The organism is Pseudomonas uvaldensis (assembly GCF_021271205.1).
Lineage (GTDB): Bacteria > Pseudomonadota > Gammaproteobacteria > Pseudomonadales > Pseudomonadaceae > Aquipseudomonas > Aquipseudomonas uvaldensis.
The window spans coordinates 95,162-114,674 of sequence record NZ_JAIWKS010000005.1 but is presented as its reverse complement, the minus strand read 5'-3'; the positions used below and the strand labels follow the sequence as shown (position 1 = coordinate 114,674).

Genomic DNA, 19,513 nt, shown 5'->3' with positions numbered 1-19,513 from the left:
GCTCCCACGGCCCCACACACCGGCAGGCCAAGCAAGATTCAAGACAGGTGCTCCATATGACCGCAGTCAACGTGTACCAACAACGCCCGACCACAGGGGCCAAGGCCGAGTCGTCGCTGCACCATGCCGACCTCGCCAGCCTGGTGGGCAAGGGTCGCAAGAACGCCGGCGTGATCGTGCGCGAGAAAAAACTCCTGGGTCACCTGACCATCCGTGGCGATGGTCATGATGCGGCCTTCGCTGCCGGTGTCCACAAGGCGCTGGGCATTGAATTGCCGGGCGCACTGAGCATCATCGTCAAGGGCGATACCAGCCTGCAATGGATGGGGCCGGATGAATGGCTGCTGGTCGTGCCGACCGGTGAAGAATTCGCCGCCGAGAAGAAGCTGCGCGAAGCGCTGGGCGACCTGCACATCCAGATCGTCAACGTCAGTGGCGGCCAGCAGATCCTCGAGCTGTCCGGCCCGAACGTGCGCGACGTGCTGATGAAATCCACCAGCTACGACGTCCACCCCAGCAACTTCCCGGTGGGCAAGGCCGTGGGCACGGTGTTCGCCAAGTCGCAACTGGTTATCCGCCACACCGCGGAGAACACCTGGGAACTGCTGATCCGTCGCAGCTTCTCCGATTACTGGTGGCTGTGGTTGCAGGATGCGTCGGCTGAGTATGGGTTGAGCGTCCAGGCTTAACCAAAGCTGCACACTGCCCTGTGGTGAGGGATGCATCCCCTCGCCACAGGGTTTAGCCATAACGAACAGGAGTCACCGCAATGAGCCGCGCCCCGGATACATGGATCTTGACCGCCGACTGCCCCAGCGTGCTCGGCACGGTGGACGCGGTGACCCGCTTTCTGTTCGAGCAGGGCTGCTACGTCACTGAACACCACTCCTTCGATGACCGACTCTCGGGGCGTTTCTTCATTCGTGTGGAGTTCCGCCAGCCTGACGGTTTTGCCGAGCAGGCTTTCCGCGCCGGCCTGGCCGAGCGGGCGCAAGCCTTCGACATGGTGTTCGAACTGACCCCACCCAACTACCGGCCCAAAGTGGTGATCATGGTTTCCAAGGCCGATCACTGCCTCAACGATTTGCTCTATCGCCAGCGCATCGGCCAGTTGTCCATGGACGTGGTGGCCGTGGTGTCCAACCACCCGGACCTCAAGCCGCTGGCCGATTGGCACCAGATTCCCTACTACCATTTCCCCCTGGACCCGAACGACAAACCGGCCCAGGAACGGCAGGTGTGGCAGGTCATCGAAGAAACCGGCGCCGAGTTGGTGATTCTCGCCCGCTACATGCAGGTGCTGTCGCCGGAGCTGTGCCGCAAGCTCGACGGCAAGGCCATCAACATCCACCACTCCCTGCTGCCGGGGTTCAAAGGCGCCAAGCCGTATCACCAGGCCTACAACAAAGGCGTGAAGCTGGTGGGCGCCACGGCGCACTACATCAATAACGACCTGGACGAAGGCCCGATCATCGCCCAGGGCGTGGAAGTGGTGGACCACAGCCACTATCCCGAAGACTTGATCGCCAAGGGCCGGGATATCGAAGGGCTGACGTTGGCCCGGGCGGTGGGGTACCACATTGAACGGCGGGTATTTCTCAACGCCAACAGAACGGTTGTCCTCTAGATTTCAGGACCGCTTAGCGGTCCATTCGCGGGCAAGCCCGCTCCCACAGGATTTTTGTCGACATACAGATCTCAGATCCACCAGCGATCCAAATGTGGGAACGGGCTTGCTCGCGAAGAGGCCGTTACAGACAACAAAGAAACAAGCCACTAGCAAAACCCGAGCAATCAACGCGCTGCCTGCCTGGGCATCGCAGTTTCATAAAAACAACAGCGAGGTGAAAGCATGTCCGGTAATCGTGGTGTCGTGTATCTCGGCCAAGGCAAGGTCGAAGTACAGAAAATCGACTATCCAAAAATGCAGGACCCGCGTGGCAGGAAGATCGAGCACGGCGTCATCCTGCGCGTGGTATCCACCAACATCTGCGGCTCCGACCAGCACATGGTACGCGGTCGCACCACCGCCCAGACCGGTCTGGTCCTGGGCCATGAAATCACCGGTGAAGTGATCGAGAAGGGCAGCGACGTCGAGAACCTGAAAATCGGTGATCTGGTGTCCGTGCCGTTCAACGTCGCATGCGGGCGCTGCCGTTCCTGCAAAGAGCAACACACCGGCGTCTGCCTGACCGTCAACCCGGCCCGTGCCGGTGGCGCCTACGGCTATGTCGATATGGGCGACTGGACCGGCGGCCAGGCCGAGTATGTGCTGGTGCCGTACGCCGACTTCAACCTGTTGAAACTGCCGAACCGCGACAAGGCCATGGAGAAAATCCGTGACCTGACCTGCCTCTCCGACATTCTGCCGACCGGCTATCACGGTGCCGTCACCGCCGGTGTCGGTCCTGGCAGCACCGTGTATATCGCAGGCGCCGGTCCGGTTGGCCTGGCCGCTGCGGCTTCGGCGCGCCTGTTGGGTGCGGCGGTGGTAATCGTCGGCGACGTCAACCCGGTTCGCCTGGCCCACGCCAAGGCCCAGGGTTTCGAAATCGCCGACCTGTCCAAGGACACCCCGTTGCACGAGCAGATCGCCGATCTGCTGGGCGAGCCGGAAGTGGACTGCGCCGTTGACGCCGTGGGCTTCGAAGCCCGTGGTCACGGCCACGAAGGCGTCAAGCACGAAGCCCCGGCCACGGTGCTCAACTCGCTGATGCAAGTCACCCGCGTCGCGGGCAAGATCGGTATCCCCGGCTTGTACGTGACCGAAGACCCGGGCGCGGTGGATGCCGCCGCCAAGATCGGTGCCCTGAGCATCCGCTTCGGCCTGGGCTGGGCCAAGTCCCACAGCTTCCACACTGGCCAGACCCCGGTGATGAAGTACAACCGCGCGCTGATGCAAGCGATCATGTGGGACCGTATCAACATCGCAGAAATCGTCGGTGTGCAGGTCATCAGCCTGGATGACGCACCGAAAGGCTACGGTGAGTTCGATGCCGGCGTGCCGAAGAAATTCGTGATCGACCCGCACAAGATGTTCAGCGCGGCGTAGTTGGAGGCAAGACGGGAAAAGGGCGACAGCGATGTCGCCCTTTTTATTTGTCCCTGGTTTTATAGTCGCGCAAGGCCGTGGCGTGTTCTGAATGACCCATCGTCATTGCTTCGTCAACGTCAACTCCCGGAAGAATACCTCGTCCCCATATTGGTCTCTCTCTGGATCTGCCTTGTACAAGCAAGTGTTTCCCGCGGGTGAGGGACCTATTAATCGCAGGTTGTAGTTCTTGATGTCTTCTGCATTATGAAAATACTGTCCCGACCAGGCATTTCCGTTTGAATCGACAGCGTCGTATTTATAGCCTTCGTTATTGGGTGGTGGATTGTTTGCCGAGGCGAAGGACGCCTTGAGAGCACTTACGGCGGGGCAGGAGACTGCCGCGTGAACATTTCCCGACAAGCTTGTCGCCAGGAGCATACTGGTTATCATGGTTTTGTACATGGCCCGTCTCCGTTGTTTATTGTTATCAGATGTTCCTGGTTGGGCTTGGTCTTGCCTACTGTCGACACTGACAGTAGGCAAGACCAAGAAGTGATAACTCAGCTGTTTTATATAGAGGCACGCTTGGGCAGTGGCGATTGATCAGAAGCTCACGTTGAAATAATCGGCATCGATTAGCGCGCATATCCTGGGCTCGTGGCTCTCGCATCGGTTTTCGGCCCATTGCGAGAATGAGGATTCCTGGAGCTGAATATATTCCAAGGTCAGGTTTATCTGGCCGTACCTGCACGTAAGGGTTGCTCGTCGTGTCGCTTGCCCGTTCTCGTTGATCTCATGAGGAGCATATTCGGCGCCGTTGAATTTCAATGAGTTCGGATCGACGACGTCTACGAGGCTTTCGCTCGCCCATTCATGTTCATCCGGGATGTCCACCGAATAAACGTCTTCCACGGCTCCGACGACTTTATGAATGTCGGTAACGGCAGGACAAATTATTTCGCCGGCATGAACATAGCCGTTCAACAACATGAATAGTCCCGCGCCCCCAGCCAGTATCTTATGCATCTTCAAGACTCCGTGGCTCGATTCAATTCTATGGTCGCGATTACGGCGGGACGGGCTACTGTCAATGCTGACAGTTATTTATGTCAATTTTGAATTATTAATGGATATTTATGACGAATTGGTTATAACCGCTTCCTTTTTTCGTAGCTGTCAGCTGTGTCCGATAGTTGTGGAATCGTTTTCTGAAACAGGCATGGGAATTGGTGAGGAGCGACTGGGAACAATTCCTGCCTACCCCCGTCCAACCCACGATTTCGCGCCATCCCTTGGGTGGCTTTTCATGCTCCAGAGGACGTTCGGGATGAAGGTTTCACGCGGTTTTGCACTGTCTTGCCTGCTGTCGTTGGCAGCCAGTCCGGCCTTCGCGCAGTTCAACCTCAATGACGCGGTCAACGCAGTGGCGGCAATTCAGGGAAATCAGGGGGACGGTGCTGTTGCGGCGGCGCCAGAGGCCGCCGGGTTGCTCAATACATTGGGATCGGAGCTGAACATCACGCCGGAGCAGGCTATCGGGGGGGCTGGTGCAATGTTGGGGCTGGCGAAGAACCGCCTCAGCGAACCGCAGTTTTCCGAGTTGAGTAAAAGCGTGCCGGGCCTGGACCAGATCGCCGGCAATAACCTCATTGGCGGGCTTAACGGTTTGGGCGGCCTGCTGGGGGGAGGGGCGGAAAAGAACGCACTGCTCGATGGCCTGCTGGGCAACGTCAAGGACTTCAATGACCTGAACAACACCTTCAGCGCCCTGGGCATGGACAGCGGCATGATTGGCCGGTTTGCCCCGGTGATCCTGGAGTACCTCGGGCAGCAGGGCGTGGCCAGTTCGTTGCTGCAGAACCTGGGCGGTATCTGGGGCACCGGCGCCGGTATCTGATCAGCCGCGCTCGTTGCGCAAAGCGACGATGCGCCGGTCTTTTTCGGTCCAGAGCTGGTTGACCCAGTCCTGGACGTGCTGGCGAAACACCGAATCGTTCTCGTAGTCGCCTTGCCACAGTGCCGGGTCCAGTGTCCGGGTCTGGATGTCGATGATGACCCTGGGCACTGCGCCGCTGATCAGATCCCAGAAACCGGGAATCCGATCCTGCGGGTACACCACCGTCACATCCAGAATCGCGTCCAGTTGTTCACCCATCGCCGCCAGTACGAACGCCACGCCACCGGCCTTGGGCTTGAGCAGGTGGGTGAAGGGCGATTGTTGCTGCTGACTTTTGGCGGCGGTGAATCGCGTGCCTTCGAGGTAGTTCACCACAGTGACGGGTTGGCGCTTGAACAGCTCGCAGGCCGCCCGGGTAATTTCCAGGTCCTTGCCGGCCAGTTCCGGATTCTTCGCCAGGAAGGCCTTGGTGTATCGCTTCATGAACGGGTAATCCAGCGCCCACCAGGCCAGGCCCAGGAATGGAACCCAGATCAGCTCTTTCTTGAGGAAGAATTTGAAGAACGGCGTGCGCCGGTTGAGGGTCTGAATCAGCGCGGGGATGTCCACCCAGGACTGGTGGTTGCTGATGACCAGATAAGAGGTGTCGCCGCGCAGGTCCGCGCCGCCGCGGATGTCCCAGCGAGTAGGGATGCACAGGGCAAAGATCAACTTGTCGATTTCGGCCCAGGTCTCGGCGATCCACATCACTGCCCATGAGGCATAGTCGCGAAAGCGCCCCGGCAGGATCAATTTGAGCAGCGCGAACACCATCAACGGCCCGAACAGCACCAGGGTGTTGAGCAACAGCAGCAGGGTGACGAAACAGCCGGTGAGCAGGCGGCGCATAAAGGACTCTTGGAAACAGGTAGGCGGGCCATGATAAGCAGCTTCGGGCGGCAGGCCAAATCGGTATGGACGAATGTTTCACATTGGCCTGGGTAGGCTGGGCTCATTCGCGAATGAAACCAATTGTCGGGCCACGGTCTAAAAAACCACTTCACACAGGAAGCCTCATGACATGAAATCCATCCTCGCCCTGCTTTCCCTGATAGCCCTTCCAGTGCTGGCCGCCGAGCCGACCCTGTACGGTCGCTACGAATACATTGCACTGCCGGAAATCGGTGGTGAAGTGCTCAAGGCCAAGATGGACACCGGTGCCCTGACGGCCTCGTTGTCGGCCAAGGACATCGAAACTTTCACCCGCGACGGTGATGATTGGGTGCGGTTCCGCCTGGCCACCAAGGATGCGAGTAACAAGCTCTACGAGCACAAAATCGCACGGATCAGCAAGATCAAGACCCGTTCCGAAGAAGACGAGGACGAAGACGAGAAAATCGCCCCCAGCAAGCGTCCGGTGGTCGAGCTGGAGATGTGCCTGGGCAACGTCAAGCGCACCGTGGAGGTCAACCTGACCGACCGTAGCAGCTTCAATTACCCCCTGTTGATCGGTGCCAAGGCCATGCGCGAGTTCGGTGCGGCGGTGAACCCGGCCCGACGTTTCACGGCAGACAAGCCAGACTGCTGATTTCCCCGATTGACGTGCCCCCAGGGTTGGGGCACCGTTCCGGCAACTTTATTGTCGGGCTCGCAAGACATGCCTCATATTCTGATTGTCGAAGACGAAGCCGCCATTGCCGATACGCTGGTATTTGCGCTGCAAGGCGAGGGTTTCGACACCACCTGGGTGAGCCTTGGCGCAGCTGCATTGGAGCACCAGAAAAACACCCCGGCGGACTTGATCATCCTCGATGTGGGCCTGCCGGATATCAGCGGTTTTGAAACTTGCAAGAATCTCAGACGTTTCAGCGAGGTTCCGGTCATCTTTCTGACAGCTCGGGATGGCGAGATCGACCGGGTGGTGGGGTTGGAAATCGGTGCCGACGACTACGTGGTCAAACCGTTCAGTCCCCGGGAGGTGGCGGCCAGGGTCCGGGCAATTCTCAAGCGGGTGGCGCCCAGGCCTGCCGCGGAGCCGGGCGTGGCCTTGTTTCAGGTGGACAGTGATCGGGTGCAGATCAGCTACCGCGGTAAACCACTGAACCTCACTCGCCATGAATTCCGCTTGCTGAACTGCCTGCTGGAGCAACCGGAGCGGGTCTTCAGTCGCGAACAATTGCTCGACGCCCTGGGCGTGGCCAGCGATGCCGGCTACGAGCGCAGCATCGACAGCCACATCAAGAGCGTACGCGCCAAGCTTCGCCTGGTCAGGGCCGAGGCTGAGCCAATCCAGACTCACCGCGGCCTGGGCTACAGCTACAGTCCGGGGCACAGCTGATGCCGTTGGGGATCCGGATTTTCCTGGTCTATGTGCTCTTTATCGGCCTGACCGGGTATTTTGTGCTCGGCACGGTGATCGAGCAGATCCGCCCCGGTGTGCGTCAGTCCACCGAGGAAACCCTGGTGGACACGGCCAATCTGATGGCCGAGATTCTGCGGGACGATTTCAAGGCCGGCACCCTCAATCAGAATCGCTGGCCCGAGTTGCTCAAGGCCTATGGCGAGCGCCAGCCGGCGGCGACGATCTGGGGGTTGCCGAAGAACCAGGTCAGCCATCGTATCTACGTTACCGATGCCAAGGGCATCGTTGTGCTCGACTCCAGCGGTGTCGCGGTGGGCCAGGACTACTCGCGCTGGAACGACGTCTACCTGACCCTGCGTGGTCAGTATGGCGCCCGCTCGTCCCGTAGCATCGCTGATGACCCGGCCTCCTCGGTGATGCATGTCGGTGCGCCGATCCGCGATAACGGTCGGATCATCGGCGTGGTCACCGTGGCCAAGCCCAACAGCTCGTTGCAACCCTATATCGACCGCACGGAGCGGCGATTGCTGCTCTATGGCGCGGGGCTGATCGGCCTGGGCCTGGTGCTCGGAGCCCTGCTGTCCTGGTGGCTCAGCTCGGCGCTGCGCCGTTTGACGCGCTATGCCCAGGCCGTCAGCCAGGGGCAACGGGTGGAGGTGCCGCATTATCGCGGCGGCGAATTCGAACAGCTGGCCCATGCCCTGGAGCACATGCGCACGCAGCTCGAGGGTAAGGCGTATGTCGAGCGTTACGTGCATACCCTGACCCACGAACTTAAGAGCCCGCTGGCGGCGATTCGCGGCGCCGCCGAGCTGCTGCAAAGCGACATGCCGGCGGCCCAGCACCAACGTTTCGTCAGCAACATCGACAACGAAAGCGTACGCATGCAGCAGCTGATCGAGCGACTGCTCAACCTGGCCCAGGTCGAGCAGCGCCAAGGGTTGGAGGACGTCGTCGCCGTGCCGCTGGCCGCGTTATTCGATGAGTTGCTGGAGGCTCGGGGTGGTTGGATCGAGCGTCGTCAGTTGAACGTCGAATGCCGCATTGCCCGTGACCTGGTCCTGACCGGGGAAGCCTTTCTGTTGCGCCAGGCCCTGGGCAATCTGCTCGACAACGCCTTGGACTTCACACCTGCCAATGGACTGTTGCGCCTCAGCGCCGAGCGTATCGGCAGCCGTGTCGAAATCCGGTTGTTCAACCAGGCCGATCCGATTCCCGACTACGCCTTGCCACGCCTGAGCGAGCGCTTCTACTCCTTGCCACGCCCTGACAGCGGTCGCAAGAGCACCGGCCTGGGGCTCAATTTCGTGGAGGAGGTGGTGCAGTTGCACGGCGGCGAGTTCGGGATCGGCAATGTCGAGGGTGGGGTGGAGGTGGTGTTGCGGTTGCCTTGAAATTCCGCGGTGCGGCCTTCGCGAGCAGGTCCCGTACAGTCTCCACACAATCTCCACATTCACCCCATAAACACCCCACACAAGCTCGCCAGACTCTCCCCATTCGAACAGGGAGAGCCCCACATGAACCGCAGTCTCGCCATAAAACTGGGCATGATCGCCTTATTGATTCTCTTGCTGATGATCCCGCTGCTGATGATCAGCGGGCTCATCGATGAGCGCCAGTCCCTGCGTGATGGCGTGTTGCAGGAGATTGCCAGCAGTTCCAGCCATAGCCAGCAGCTCATCGGGCCGATGATTGTGGTGCCGTTTCGCAAGGACGTGCGGGTCTGGAACACCAACGAGAAGACCGGTGTGCGTTTCCTGGAAACCGTCGAGCATAAGGGCGAGTTGTATTTCCTGCCGGAGCAATTCGAACTCGACGGTCAGGTCCGGACCGAAACCCGTGCCCGGGGTATTTACGAGGCGCGGTTGTTCCATGCTGCGAGCCGGATCGATGGCCGTTTCAAGGTGCCCGAGCGCTTTGGTCTGTCAGCCAAGGAAGTGGCCGATTATCGCTTCGACGAACCCTACCTGACCGTGGGCATCAGCGACATCCGTGGTATCGAGAATGCCCTGACCATGACGCTCAACCAACAGACCGTCGATTTCCTGCCCGGCTCGCGGGTTGGCTGGCTGGGGCAGGGGGTGCATGTGCCGTTGCCGATGGTCAACGGCCAGAATGTCGCCGAGCTGACCTTCGGTTTCGACCTGAGCCTGCAAGGCACTGGCGAGCTACAGATTTTGCCGGTGGGCAAGACCAGCAAAGTGCACTTGAGCGCCGACTGGCCGCACCCCAGCTTCATCGGTCATTACTTGCCGACCAATCGCGAAATCAACGAGCAGGGTTTCAGTGCCGATTGGCAGACTTCGTTCTTTTCCACCAACCTCGAAGAAGCGCTGGCGGACTGTGTGTCGAGCGAAGGCTGTGAAACCTTCCGCAGCCGGGCCTTCGGGGTGAGCTTCATCGATCCGGTGGATCAGTACCTCAAGAGTGATCGGGCGATTAAATATGCGCTGCTGTTCGTAGCCCTGACCTTTGCCGGTTTCTTCCTCTTCGAAGTGCTCAAGAGCCTGGCGGTGCACCCGGTCCAGTACGCGTTGGTGGGCGTGGCGCTTGCGTTTTTCTACCTGTTGCTGTTGTCACTGTCGGAGCACATCGGCTTTGCTCTGGCGTACCTGTTGTCGGCCAGTGCCTGTGTGCTGCTGATTGGATTCTATGTGTGCCATGTGCTGCGCAGCGTGAGCCATGGCCTGGGCTTCTCGGCGGGGCTGGCGGCGCTGTACGCCTTGCTCTACGGCTTGCTGAGCGCCGAGGACTACGCGCTGTTGATGGGCTCGCTGCTGTTGTTCGGCCTGTTGGGGGTGTTCATGGTGCTGACCCGCAAGCTGGACTGGTATGGAGTGGGGGCCAAGCCTGCTGCCGCAATGACCTTCGATCTGGGAGAGGTGAAATGAGTCGGTCGTTGGGGTTGCGTGAGGATCAGCGGTTGGGGGAAGCCCTGGTGGCGCTGGTTTGCGGGTTGTTTCCTTTGGATCCGTGTCGGCCCGTTCGCGAGCAAGCCCGCTCCCACAGGGACGGCGCAGATCCTGTGGGAGCGGGCTTGCTCGCGAAGAGGCCGGATCGGTCAATGCAGATCTAGACCCTGGGCACCGTCTCCACCATCGAAGGCCGCAAGCTCACCTCGGCAAACCAAGCCGCCAATTGCGGATTGTGCTTGCGCCATTCCAGGTCCGGATGGCGCAGGTCCAGGTAGCCCAAGGCACAGGCCACGCTGATGGACGCCACATCGAAATGGCTGGCCAGTTCTGCAATGGCTTCGGCTTCGAGCACGCCCAGGGCGCGGCGGATCTTGTCCCGTTGCGCATCGAGCCATTCGTCCCAGTGTTTTTCCGTGGGACGCAGGGCGGTTTCGTAGCGGATCATCACCGCCGCATCCATGATTCCGTCGGCCAGGGAAGCCAGGGTCAGGCGCCGCCAGCGGGCCGCGCCATCCCGGGGAATCAGCGGATTGCCGACGTGCTGGTGGTCGAGATAGTCGAGGATGACGCGGCTGTCATGGATCACGCTGCCGTTCGCCAGGCGCAAGGCCGGGATCTTGCTCAACGGGTTGTCATCGATGAGCGCCCGATCCGGCTTGACCGGCGTGAGCTGGCTGAGTTGCAACCCCACGCGATCCTGCTGGCCGGTTTCGTGCAGCAGCACCAGGACCTTGCGAACGAAGGGGGAGGCGGGGTTGTAGAACAGCGTCATGCTGGGTGTGGACATGGCAGCGTCTCGGTCAATAGGACTGGTTGCGCAGCATAGCGCGTTACCTTGGGCTCAAGGCAAATGGGACACGCCGGATGACTCAGCGACGGGGGACCAGTCCCCACATCGCCAATACACAAGGAAGGCCCAGCCCCAGCCAACTCACCGCGTCCCATGGGCCGTCGCCCAGCAATGCGCTGAACAATCCGGCCGCACAAAGAGCGCCGATGGCAATGGGCGCGCCGAACACCTTCCAGAAACTCGACTGCCGGGGTTTCATGAGGCGACCTCCGCGCCAACGGTTGCCCGTCTGGCTGCTTTGCGCCGCACTACCCACAGATAAACACCGCTGCCGAGGACGATAATGGTCAATACGTCGAGGGTCGCCCAGAAAATCTGCATGGGCCTGCCGCCGTAATCGCCGAAATGCAGGGGCAGGGACAGGCTCATGACGTCCATGTACCAAGGCCGCTCGGCCACGGCGGTGACCTGCAGGGTGCTGGCGTCGATCAATACCGGTGTGAGCAGGTGGGAGGTCAGGTGGGTGTTGCCTTTCATGAACACGCCATAGTGATGCTGGCTGGAGAACAGCGTGCCGGGGAATGCGATAAAACTGGGCTCCATGCCTGGCGCGGCTTCCTTGGCGATGTCGAGCAGGTGGGTAGCCGGCGCCAACTGAGTCAGCGGCGGAGCGTTGCGGTAGGGCTCGACCATCGCGCTGAGGCTGTCGTTGCGCCAGGCCGCAATGATCAGGTCGGCACAGGCGGCAATGACTCCGGTGACGCCTACGGTCAGCGCCCAGACCAGCGTGACCACGCCGATCAGGTTATGCAGATCGAGCCAGCGCAGGCGGGTGGATTTGTCCTGGCGCACCGTGGCGAACTTCAGGCGCCGCATGAACGGCAGGTACAGGACCACGCCGGAAATGATGGCAATCACGAACAACAGCCCCATGAACGCCAGCAGCAGCTTGCCGGGCAACCCAGCGAACATGTCCACGTGCAGGCGCAGCATGACCATCATGAAGCCGCCATTGGCGGAAGGCATTTCCAGGGCTTCGCCAGTGCGCGCATCGAGCATGAAGGTGTGGGAGGCGTTGGGCTCGGTGTCCGGCGTCGGCGCCATGATGGTGATGACGCCGTTGGGTTCGTCTTCGTCCCAGCCAAAATACTGGACCACTTCACCCGGACGATGGGCCTTGGCTTTTTCCACCAGTTGCTGAAGGTCCAGGTGTGGCGTGTCGACGGGCATCTCCCGGAACTCGGGAGCATCGCCCAGCAAGTGTTCGATTTCATGATGGAAAATCAGCGGTAACCCGGTGATCGCCAGCATCAGCAGGAACACCGTGCAGATCAGGCTGGTCCAGGTGTGGATGAACGACCAGCGGCGGATGGTTTTGCTTTTCATGAAGGATCCGGATGCAAAAGGGACCGGCCGTGGCGAGAGGAAAATCCCTCGCCACGGCCGACCCTCGAAAGGTTTGCCGCAAAGGCTAACCGATTACCATTTGTAATTCACGCTAGCAACGACGTTGCGTTGGTCGCCGTAGTAGCAATAGAAACCGTCGCAAGTGGACAGGTAGTCCTTGTTGAAGATGTTCTTCGCGTCCACCGCCACCGTAACCCCCTTGAGGGTCTTGTTCAGGCGGCCCAGGTCGTAATGGGCCGAGGCGTCGTACACGGTGTAGGAGCCGACATGGCCCCAATCGGTGTTGGTGGTATTGCCATAGGTGTCACCGACATAACGCACGCCTGCTCCCACGCCGAAGCCATCCAGCAGGCCGTTGTGCCAGGTGTAATCGGCCCATGCGGTGGCCTGGTTGCGCGGCACCTGGGCCATGCGCTTGCCTTTTTCGGCTGCGGTGCCTTTGGTGATTTCGCTGTCGTTGTAGGTGTAGGAACCGATGAGTTTCAGGTTGTCGGTTACGTCACCCGACGCTTCCAGCTCCAGGCCTCGGATCTGGACTTCGCCCACCTGGCGGGTGATGTTGTTTTCGCTCACGGCGTTGTTCTTCTGGGTCAGGTCGAACACTGCGGCGGTCAGTAACGTCTTGGTGCCAGGGGGCTGGTACTTGATCCCGGCCTCGTACTGCTCACCCTCGGTCGGTTTGAACGCATCGGTGCTATTGACCGTCGAGCCGGCCGCGGCCTGGAAGGACTGGGCGAAAGAAATGTAAGGTGTTACGCCGTTATCGAAGACGTAGCTCAGGGCGGCGTTGCCGCTGAATTTCTTGTCCCGCTGAGTGTTGGTGACGTTGTTCAGGTTGTGGAACTCGGTGCCGGTATGGATCCAGTCTTCACGACCACCGAGGGTCAGGCGCCAGTTGTCCAGGGCCATCTGGTCCTGGATGTAGAGGCCGGTCTGGTTGGTCTTCTGGTTGTAGTCATACATGGTGAAGTACTGGACGTTGGAGAAATCCTGTCCGTAGATCGGGTTGTGGATGTTGCTGGTCGGCACACCGTTTGAGCCCCAGTCCCAGCGCGCATTGCTGTTCGAGCGCTGGTGATCCAGGCCCAGCAGCAAGGTGTGGCTGAGAACGCCGGTTTGGAAGTCGGCCTGGAAGTTGTTATCCACAGCGAACTGGCTGATGTCTTCATCGATGACACTGGCGCTGCGCTTGATGGTGCCATCGGCGCTTACCGCCTCGTCAGGCCCCGCTGGCCAGAATTGTCCGCCAGCGGAGATGCCCTGGGTCTCCAGGTCGCTCTTGGTATAGCGCAGGTTCTGACGGAACTGCCAGGTATCGTTCAGGCGATGTTCGAACGCGTAGCCAAGTGCGTAGTAGGTACGGTCATAGAATTCCCACTCCGGATCCCCCAGGTTCTTGTGATGGGAAATCTTGCCCGCCGGCGAAGACAGCTTGGTGCCCTGCAATGGCAGGAATTGCCCGGTAATACCGGTGTCGTCGCGGGTGAACTGGGACAGCAAGGTCAGGCGAGTGTCGTCGTTGATGTTCCAGGTCAGGCTCGGCGCGAGGTTGTAGCGCTTGTCCGGAATGTGATCGACCTGGGAATTGCTGTCGCGCACGGTGCCGCTGACCCGATAAAGGAACTGGCCTTCGTCATCGACCTTGCCGGTGCTGTCGAAATTGATCTGCTTGTGCTCGTAGCTGCCGGCCTGTACTTCCACTTCATGACTGCTCTCGGCCTGTGGGCGACGGCTGACCATGTCCAGCATGCCGCCCGGTGGCGTCTGGCCGTAGACCGAGGAGGCCGGGCCGCGCAACACGGCGATGCGTTCCAGGTTCCAGGTCTCGATTTTCGGCGTCACGTAGTTGCCCTTGGGCAATGGCAGGCCATCGAGGAACTGGGTCGGCACGAAGCCGCGTACCAACAACCAGTCGTTTCGCGAGTCCGAGCCGTAGCCGCTGCTCTGCACGCCAGCGGTGTAGCGTAGGGCATCGTTGAGGTTGAGGACGGAGCGGTCTTCCATTTGCTGGCGCGTGACCACGGAAACCGAGCGTGGCAGTTCGACAATCGGAGTATCGGTCTTGGTGCCGGCGGCGGTGCGGGTGACCGCATAACCTTCGGTCGGGCCCCACGCGGTTTCTCCGATACCGGCGCCGATCACGCTGGTTTCCGGCAGGGCCATGATGCCTTCGGGCACGGCGGCCAGGCTGTAGGTGCCGGCGCTGCTCTGTTCCAGTTGCAGGCCGGTGCCGCGCAAGGCTTCACGCAATGCGCCGATGGCATCGAACTGGCCCTGGACCGGAGCCGAATGCTTACCCGAAACCAGGGAAGGGTTCAGACTCAAGGCGAGGCCGGCCTGGCTGGCAATCTGGTTAAGGGTGCTGGCCAATGGCGCGGAAGGCAGGTTGTAGGCGCGCACGCTGGAAGCCTGTTCGGCTGCCAGCAACGGGCCGCTGGCCAACGGGGCGGCAAAGGCAATGGCAACGGCCAACAGGCTGGGGCGCAACAGGGTGTCTAGCGGACGGGACATACGGCGACTCCTGAATGGAAATATTTCTCAATTGCCTGGATGCCGGATGAAAATTGAAAAGTGATAGGGGTGGATGAAAATAATTTAGATTCAGGTCTGGATTTTTGTGGGGAGGCCAAGGGGCCTCTTCGCGAAGACGGCTTGCCTGACAGAAAGTCCTCTCAGGGCTTGACCCCAGTCCTCGGCCCCACCTTCACCCACCACCGTGTGTGATGCTCGATCTGCACCGGTAAGGTCGGCAGCAGCGCGGCCAGGGCCAGGTCGGTGTCGTGCAGCGGGAAGCTGCCGGTGATGCGCAGGTCGGCCACCTGTGGCGCAACGCCCAGGTAGCCACGGCGGTAGCGGCCCAGCTCATCGACCAGGTCCCCGAGGCGGGCGTTGTCCACCACCAGCATCCCTCGGGTCCAGGCATCGGCGCCGAGGGGCAACGCCTGCGTCGATCCGAAGCCATCGCGACGCATCAACACTTGCTGACCTTCGCGCAGGATCTGTTCCTGCGCCGATGCCTGGGGATGGGCCGCCACGGCGGATTGCAAAACACTCAGGCGCGTGGCGTCTTCTTCGCGCTTGACCAGGAACCGTGTGCCCAGGGCACGCAGGCTGCCTTCGCGGGTTTCGACGATGAACGGACGGGGGTCGTTGTGGCCGGTCTCCACCAGGATCTCGCCTTCCTGGAGGACGATGCGCCGTTGCTGGTCGTCGAAGCGCACATTCAGCGCGCTGTGGGTGTTGAGGTTGATCAGCGTGCCATCGGCCAGGCGCAAGGTGCGCTGTTCGCCGGTGGCGGTGCGCTGGTCGGCCAGCCAGTAATCCAGCGGCAGGAAACGCTCCCCGGCGAACAGTGCCAGGCCGATGACCGCGACAATACTGGCCAGGCCGCTGCCTGCCTTGCGCAGCCGACGCCGGATGCTCACTCTCGATTGCAGCAGCGCGGCCCGTGCGGGGCCGCTGGCAACACTGAAACGCTGATCCAGCATGCCCAGTTGCTGCCAGGCCCGGGCATGTTCTTCGTCGGCGGCGTGCCATTGCGCGAACGCCTCGCGATCCTGAGGGCTGCCGCTGCCTGAATCCAGGGACAATTGCCAGGCGATGGCCGTATCCAGGACTTTGGAGGACACCGGTTTGGAATGGGCCGGGCTCATGTCGGCTCCCCATACAGTGCGATGTAGCACTGGCGCATGCCCTGGGCCAGGTACTGACGCACCCTCGGAACCGAAACCCCCAGGCGCTCAGCGATCTCGGCATGGCCGAGGCCGTCGAGGCGGTTATAAAGGAAGGCGGCCCGGGCCTTGCTCGACAACTGGCCGAGCAGACGATCGATGTGCTTGAGGTCTTCGAGGATCAGTTGCTGTTCTTCCAGCGACGGCTGTTCGTCTTCGGGAATCAGCATCAGTTCGGTGAGGTAAGCCTGTTCCAACGCCGCCCGACGGAAGTAATCGAACAGCAGGCCCTTGGCGATGGCAACCAGGAATGCCCGGGGTTCGCGGGGAGTCTTGAATTCCTCGCGGCCCAGCAGGCGCACGAACGTATCCTGGCTCAAATCCTCCGCCCGCTGTGGACAAGCCACGTTGCGCCGCAACCAACTCAATAGCCAGCCGCGATGGTCACGGTACAACGCACCAACCAGATCACTGTGGGGGCCAGGAATTGAGGACACGGAGTATCACCGATGTTTTAAGTAACGAGAATTGTTCGCGATTGTGGCAGAGGCGGGGGCGGGAAAGCAATTGGCGCTGGTCGGGTGGTGTTGCACATCCTGCATGAGGGCCGGCCCCTTGTGGGAGCGAGCCTGCTCGCGATGCGGACAACCCGGTATGCCTGTCGGACCGGGGCGATGCCATCGCGAGCAGGCTCGCTCACACAAGCGCTCCGTGTTCGTCAGCTCAGGTCAAAGCGAAGGGGCCTGTTGTCGCCGTTTCCATTGGCCCAGGCGCTGCTGCAGGTCCAGCGGACTCTGGATTTGTTGCTGGCGAGCGCGGCTGAACAGGATCAGCGCCAGCTCGGCGGTGGCCAGCGCGTCGGCGCTGGCGTTATGGCGCTCCTGCACCTCAAGCTTGAACCAGCCGATCCAGTCGTCCAGTCCCGCTTTGCGCAGGCTGGCCTGGGGGCACAGCATCGGCGCCAGGTCCGCCACATCCAGGAACGGATGCTGCAAGCGGTAACCCAGGTAATCCTTCAAGGCCCGTCCGAGCATGTGGGCATCGAAGGGTGCATGAAAGGCCATCAATGGGCTGTCACCCACAAACTCCATGAACGCCAACAGCGCCTCGGCCGGATCGCTGCCGGCGGCAATCGCGCTGGGTGCCAGGCCATGGATCAACACGCTTGGCCCCAGTTTTTCCTTGTCACACTGCAGGGTGCGTTCGAACTGCTGGCTGAAGTCGATGGCGCCGTCTTCGATCACCACGGCGCCGATGGACAACACCTGATCCTTATTCAGATTCAGGCCGGTGGTTTCCAGGTCCATCACCACCCAACGCTGTTCTCGCAGGCTGCATTCACCCAGGGGCGAGGGCACGGGCAGGTTTTCCAGACGCCGCTGCAAGGCGTCCGGCAGCAGGGGCGGGGCCGGGCGCAGCCAGGAAAACAGGTTCACAGCTGATACCTCAGCGTCAGGCTGCTTTGTAAGCGCTGGGCCTGGCGTAAGGATTCACGCAGGATGCGACGGTCCAGATGGTTGAGGTTGTCGGGGTCGACGCGGTTGGAATAAGGCAGGTTTTCGCGGGTCTGCAATTGGTGTTGTTGCATGCGGGTCTGCTGGATGAAGTGATAGGCCTCTTCATAGGCCGCGCCATCAAGCGCTTCAATCACGCCCTTGGCAACCAGTTGCCGCAGGCGTTCCAGCGTGTTGTTGGCCTCGATGCCATTGGCCAGGGCCAGCAGGCGGGCCCCATCGACAAAGGGGGTCAGGCCCTGCACTTTCAGGTCGAGGGTTGCTTTTTCACCATTCTTGCGACTCAGCACGAAATCCCTGAAGCGTCCCACTGGCGGTCGGTGACGCAACGCGTTATCGGCCATCATGCGTTGAAACAGGCGATTATCGGCCACTTGGTCGAGTATCTGTCGGCGTAATTGTTCACAACCCTGCTCATCGCCCCACACCACCCGCAAATCGAAATAGATGCTCGAGCCCAGCAGGTTTTCCGGCGTCGCTTCGCGAATGAACGCCGCGAAGCGACGGGCCCATTCGGCACGGGACAGGCACAGTTCCGGGTTGCCGGCCATGATATTGCCTTTGCACAGGGTGAAGCCGCAGAGCGCCAGGCTCTGGTTGATCTGCTGGGCGATGGGCAACAGGAGGCCCCGAATCTGCGCCGCATGGGCCGCATCCCGGGCTTCGAAAAGAATGCCGTTGTCCTGGTCGGTGTGCAGGGTCTGTTCCCGACGGCCTTCACTGCCGAAACACAACCAGCTGAACGGCACGCCCGGGTCGCCTTTGTCAGCCAGGGTCAGCTCGATGACCCGGCATACGGTGTGGTCATTGAGCAAGGTGATGATATGGGTGATCTGGGTTGAAGATGCACCGTGGGCCAGCATGCGCTCCACCAGTTGGCCGATTTCACCGCGCAGGCTGACCAGGTTATCTACGCGTGGAGCGTTGCGAATGGTCCGTGCCAAGTGAACCAGATCGACCCGTTGCAGCGAAAACAGGTCGCGCTCCGACACTACACCGCACAGACGATGCTCCTTGACCAGGCAGACATGGGCGATGTGGCGTTCGGTCATGGCGATGGCGGCGTCGAAGGCACTGTGATCCGGTGTCAGGTAAAACGGTGTCTGGGTCATGTGCTCGGCGATGGCTTGGGAAAAATCCCCGGTACCGTCGGCCACCACATGGCGCAGGTCGCGCAGGGTGAAGATCCCCACCGGCGCTTTCTGTTCATCCACCACCACGATGCTGCCGACCTGCTGCTCGTGCATCAGCTTGACCGCTTCACGCAGCGGCGTCTGCGGGCTGCAGCTGACCGGATGACGCATCGCCAGCTCACCCAGGCGTGTGTTGAGCGAGTACTGGGTGCCCAGGGTTTGCGCGGACTTCTGTTGGACTTGTTGGTTGACCTGGTCGAGCAGGCTGCTGACCCCGCGCAGGGCGAAATCCCGGAACGGGCTGGACAAGGCGAACAACTTGATGAAGGCCTGCTTGTTCAACTGCAGGCAGAAGGTGTCTTCACCTGCCCTGTGCTCGGTTCGGGTAGCCCGTTCGCCAAGCAATGCAGCGAGGGGAAAACACTCGCCGGTAGTGATCTCGAACGTAGTCTCGGTGCCACCCTTTGCCGAATGCGGGCGTTCCCCTACCACCCGGCCCTGCTTGACGATGTAGAAATGCTCCACCGGGCCGTCGGCCGGTTTGATAATGGTTTCGCCCGGTGCGTAGAAACGTAGCAGGCATTGTTCCACCAGATAAGCCAGGTGAGCGTTTTCCATCTGGTTGAACGGGGGGAAGCGCTGGAGAAACTGCAACGTGCCCTGAATGTTCTGTAACACCGCGGTTTTCCCTGCCTGGATGAAGGCGTCCGCTTTTTTCATAACCATTGCGCAATCTTTTTTGAATTGTTGTGGTCGGATCTGTTCCCCATGGTCGACCTCTGCGAGTGGAGTGCCCATTGGACGTAAGTCT

19 protein-coding genes are annotated in these 19,513 nt (G+C 60.8%); 8 read left to right on the top strand and 11 right to left on the bottom strand.

The features are described from left to right. Positions 1-56: 56 nt before the first annotated feature. The 3 genes from LCU97_RS12890 (at position 57) to fdhA (ending at position 3,052) form a co-directional block, all read left to right on the top strand. Entirely contained in the window at positions 57-689 is a 633-nt protein-coding gene (locus LCU97_RS12890) for a sarcosine oxidase subunit gamma (RefSeq protein WP_232776684.1), read from the top strand. Positions 690-769: 80 nt separating this feature from the next. Then, positions 770-1,627 (top strand): formyltetrahydrofolate deformylase, encoded by an 858-nt coding sequence (gene purU / locus LCU97_RS12885; protein WP_053156203.1) that lies wholly within the window; start codon positions 770-772, stop codon positions 1,625-1,627. A 225-nt stretch (positions 1,628-1,852) separates the two neighbouring features. Beyond that, the gene (gene fdhA, locus LCU97_RS12880; RefSeq protein WP_053151494.1) at positions 1,853-3,052 is read left to right on the top strand and encodes a formaldehyde dehydrogenase, glutathione-independent; all 1,200 of its coding nucleotides are present in this window, start codon (positions 1,853-1,855) and stop codon (positions 3,050-3,052) included. Between the two features lie 102 nt (positions 3,053-3,154). Here fdhA and LCU97_RS12875 read toward each other — a convergent pair whose 3' ends face one another. Next, positions 3,155-3,496: a hypothetical protein gene (locus tag LCU97_RS12875; protein WP_232776683.1), complete on the bottom strand. Its 342-nt coding sequence runs from the start codon at positions 3,494-3,496 to the stop codon at positions 3,155-3,157. 141 nt (positions 3,497-3,637) lie between these two features. After that, positions 3,638-4,060: a DUF3757 domain-containing protein gene (locus LCU97_RS12870; RefSeq protein ID WP_232776681.1), complete on the bottom strand. Its 423-nt coding sequence runs from the start codon at positions 4,058-4,060 to the stop codon at positions 3,638-3,640. Between the two features lie 301 nt (positions 4,061-4,361). Here LCU97_RS12870 and LCU97_RS12865 point away from each other — a divergent pair, with 301 nt between their 5' ends. Beyond that, a complete protein-coding gene (locus LCU97_RS12865) occupies positions 4,362-4,931 on the top strand; it encodes a DUF2780 domain-containing protein (RefSeq protein ID WP_232776680.1) in 570 nt (189 codons plus the stop codon). Here the strand turns inward: LCU97_RS12865 and LCU97_RS12860 are convergent, their stop codons facing one another. Next, positions 4,932-5,819, bottom strand: coding sequence for an acyltransferase (locus LCU97_RS12860; protein ID WP_232776679.1), 888 nt, complete (start codon positions 5,817-5,819; stop codon positions 4,932-4,934). A 172-nt stretch (positions 5,820-5,991) separates the two neighbouring features. On the opposite strand from LCU97_RS12860, the gene rloA2 reads away from it, so the two are divergent. The 4 genes from rloA2 (at position 5,992) to creD (ending at position 10,163) form a co-directional block, all read left to right on the top strand. Next, positions 5,992-6,498 carry a retropepsin-like aspartic peptidase RloA2 gene (gene rloA2, locus LCU97_RS12855; RefSeq protein WP_232776677.1) on the top strand — a complete coding sequence of 169 codons (507 nt, stop codon included), beginning with the start codon at positions 5,992-5,994 and terminating at the stop codon, positions 6,496-6,498. Between the two features lie 69 nt (positions 6,499-6,567). Then, the gene (gene creB / locus LCU97_RS12850; protein WP_232776675.1) at positions 6,568-7,248 is read left to right on the top strand and encodes a two-component system response regulator CreB; all 681 of its coding nucleotides are present in this window, start codon (positions 6,568-6,570) and stop codon (positions 7,246-7,248) included. Beyond that, positions 7,248-8,666 (top strand): two-component system sensor histidine kinase CreC, encoded by a 1,419-nt coding sequence (gene creC / locus LCU97_RS12845; protein ID WP_232776672.1) that lies wholly within the window; start codon positions 7,248-7,250, stop codon positions 8,664-8,666. Before creB ends, creC begins: the two co-directional genes overlap by 1 nt. Positions 8,667-8,789: 123 nt before the next feature. After that, the gene (creD, locus tag LCU97_RS12840; RefSeq protein WP_053156226.1) at positions 8,790-10,163 is read left to right on the top strand and encodes a cell envelope integrity protein CreD; all 1,374 of its coding nucleotides are present in this window, start codon (positions 8,790-8,792) and stop codon (positions 10,161-10,163) included. Between the two features lie 181 nt (positions 10,164-10,344). Here creD and LCU97_RS12835 read toward each other — a convergent pair whose 3' ends face one another. The 8 genes from LCU97_RS12835 to LCU97_RS12800 all read right to left on the bottom strand — a co-directional run bounded on the left by LCU97_RS12835 (position 10,345) and on the right by LCU97_RS12800 (position 19,422). Further along, entirely contained in the window at positions 10,345-10,974 is a 630-nt protein-coding gene (locus LCU97_RS12835) for a glutathione S-transferase (protein WP_232776670.1), read from the bottom strand. An 82-nt stretch (positions 10,975-11,056) separates the two neighbouring features. Further along, complete coding sequence (locus LCU97_RS12830; RefSeq protein ID WP_053156232.1) at positions 11,057-11,236, bottom strand: hypothetical protein; 180 nt, start codon at positions 11,234-11,236, stop codon at positions 11,057-11,059. Further along, positions 11,233-12,363: a PepSY-associated TM helix domain-containing protein gene (locus LCU97_RS12825; protein WP_232776668.1), complete on the bottom strand. Its 1,131-nt coding sequence runs from the start codon at positions 12,361-12,363 to the stop codon at positions 11,233-11,235. The genes LCU97_RS12830 and LCU97_RS12825 overlap by 4 nt, the downstream gene beginning before the upstream one ends. A gap of 93 nt (positions 12,364-12,456) precedes the next feature. Beyond that, positions 12,457-14,895, bottom strand: coding sequence for a TonB-dependent siderophore receptor (locus LCU97_RS12820; protein ID WP_232776666.1), 2,439 nt, complete (start codon positions 14,893-14,895; stop codon positions 12,457-12,459). Positions 14,896-15,056: 161 nt separating this feature from the next. Next, positions 15,057-16,037: a FecR domain-containing protein gene (locus LCU97_RS12815; RefSeq protein WP_053156240.1), complete on the bottom strand. Its 981-nt coding sequence runs from the start codon at positions 16,035-16,037 to the stop codon at positions 15,057-15,059. After that, the gene (locus tag LCU97_RS12810; protein WP_053156243.1) at positions 16,034-16,552 is read right to left on the bottom strand and encodes an RNA polymerase sigma factor; all 519 of its coding nucleotides are present in this window, start codon (positions 16,550-16,552) and stop codon (positions 16,034-16,036) included. The genes LCU97_RS12815 and LCU97_RS12810 overlap by 4 nt, the downstream gene beginning before the upstream one ends. A gap of 231 nt (positions 16,553-16,783) precedes the next feature. Beyond that, positions 16,784-17,491, bottom strand: coding sequence for a 3'-5' exonuclease (locus tag LCU97_RS12805; protein ID WP_232776663.1), 708 nt, complete (start codon positions 17,489-17,491; stop codon positions 16,784-16,786). Beyond that, a complete protein-coding gene (locus LCU97_RS12800) occupies positions 17,488-19,422 on the bottom strand; it encodes a putative nucleotidyltransferase substrate binding domain-containing protein (protein WP_332875345.1) in 1,935 nt (644 codons plus the stop codon). Before LCU97_RS12800 ends, LCU97_RS12805 begins: the two co-directional genes overlap by 4 nt. Between the last annotated feature and the right edge of the window lie 91 nt (positions 19,423-19,513).

Bases quoted from the DNA above. Each gene is read 5' to 3' on its own strand.
- LCU97_RS12890 (WP_232776684.1), top strand. From the start codon at position 57: ATGACCGCAGTCAACGTGTACCAACAACGCCCGACCACAGGGGCCAAG.
- purU (WP_053156203.1), top strand. From the start codon at position 770: ATGAGCCGCGCCCCGGATACATGGATCTTGACCGCCGACTGCCCCAGC.
- fdhA (WP_053151494.1), top strand. From the start codon at position 1,853: ATGTCCGGTAATCGTGGTGTCGTGTATCTCGGCCAAGGCAAGGTCGAA.
- LCU97_RS12875 (WP_232776683.1), bottom strand. From the start codon at position 3,496: ATGTACAAAACCATGATAACCAGTATGCTCCTGGCGACAAGCTTGTCG.
- LCU97_RS12870 (WP_232776681.1), bottom strand. From the start codon at position 4,060: ATGCATAAGATACTGGCTGGGGGCGCGGGACTATTCATGTTGTTGAAC.
- LCU97_RS12865 (WP_232776680.1), top strand. From the start codon at position 4,362: ATGAAGGTTTCACGCGGTTTTGCACTGTCTTGCCTGCTGTCGTTGGCA.
- LCU97_RS12860 (WP_232776679.1), bottom strand. From the start codon at position 5,819: ATGCGCCGCCTGCTCACCGGCTGTTTCGTCACCCTGCTGCTGTTGCTC.
- rloA2 (WP_232776677.1), top strand. From the start codon at position 5,992: ATGAAATCCATCCTCGCCCTGCTTTCCCTGATAGCCCTTCCAGTGCTG.
- creB (WP_232776675.1), top strand. From the start codon at position 6,568: ATGCCTCATATTCTGATTGTCGAAGACGAAGCCGCCATTGCCGATACG.
- creC (WP_232776672.1), top strand. From the start codon at position 7,248: ATGCCGTTGGGGATCCGGATTTTCCTGGTCTATGTGCTCTTTATCGGC.
- creD (WP_053156226.1), top strand. From the start codon at position 8,790: ATGAACCGCAGTCTCGCCATAAAACTGGGCATGATCGCCTTATTGATT.
- LCU97_RS12835 (WP_232776670.1), bottom strand. From the start codon at position 10,974: ATGTCCACACCCAGCATGACGCTGTTCTACAACCCCGCCTCCCCCTTC.
- LCU97_RS12830 (WP_053156232.1), bottom strand. From the start codon at position 11,236: ATGAAACCCCGGCAGTCGAGTTTCTGGAAGGTGTTCGGCGCGCCCATT.
- LCU97_RS12825 (WP_232776668.1), bottom strand. From the start codon at position 12,363: ATGAAAAGCAAAACCATCCGCCGCTGGTCGTTCATCCACACCTGGACC.
- LCU97_RS12820 (WP_232776666.1), bottom strand. From the start codon at position 14,895: ATGTCCCGTCCGCTAGACACCCTGTTGCGCCCCAGCCTGTTGGCCGTT.
- LCU97_RS12815 (WP_053156240.1), bottom strand. From the start codon at position 16,037: ATGAGCCCGGCCCATTCCAAACCGGTGTCCTCCAAAGTCCTGGATACG.
- LCU97_RS12800 (WP_332875345.1), bottom strand. From the start codon at position 19,422: ATGAAAAAAGCGGACGCCTTCATCCAGGCAGGGAAAACCGCGGTGTTA.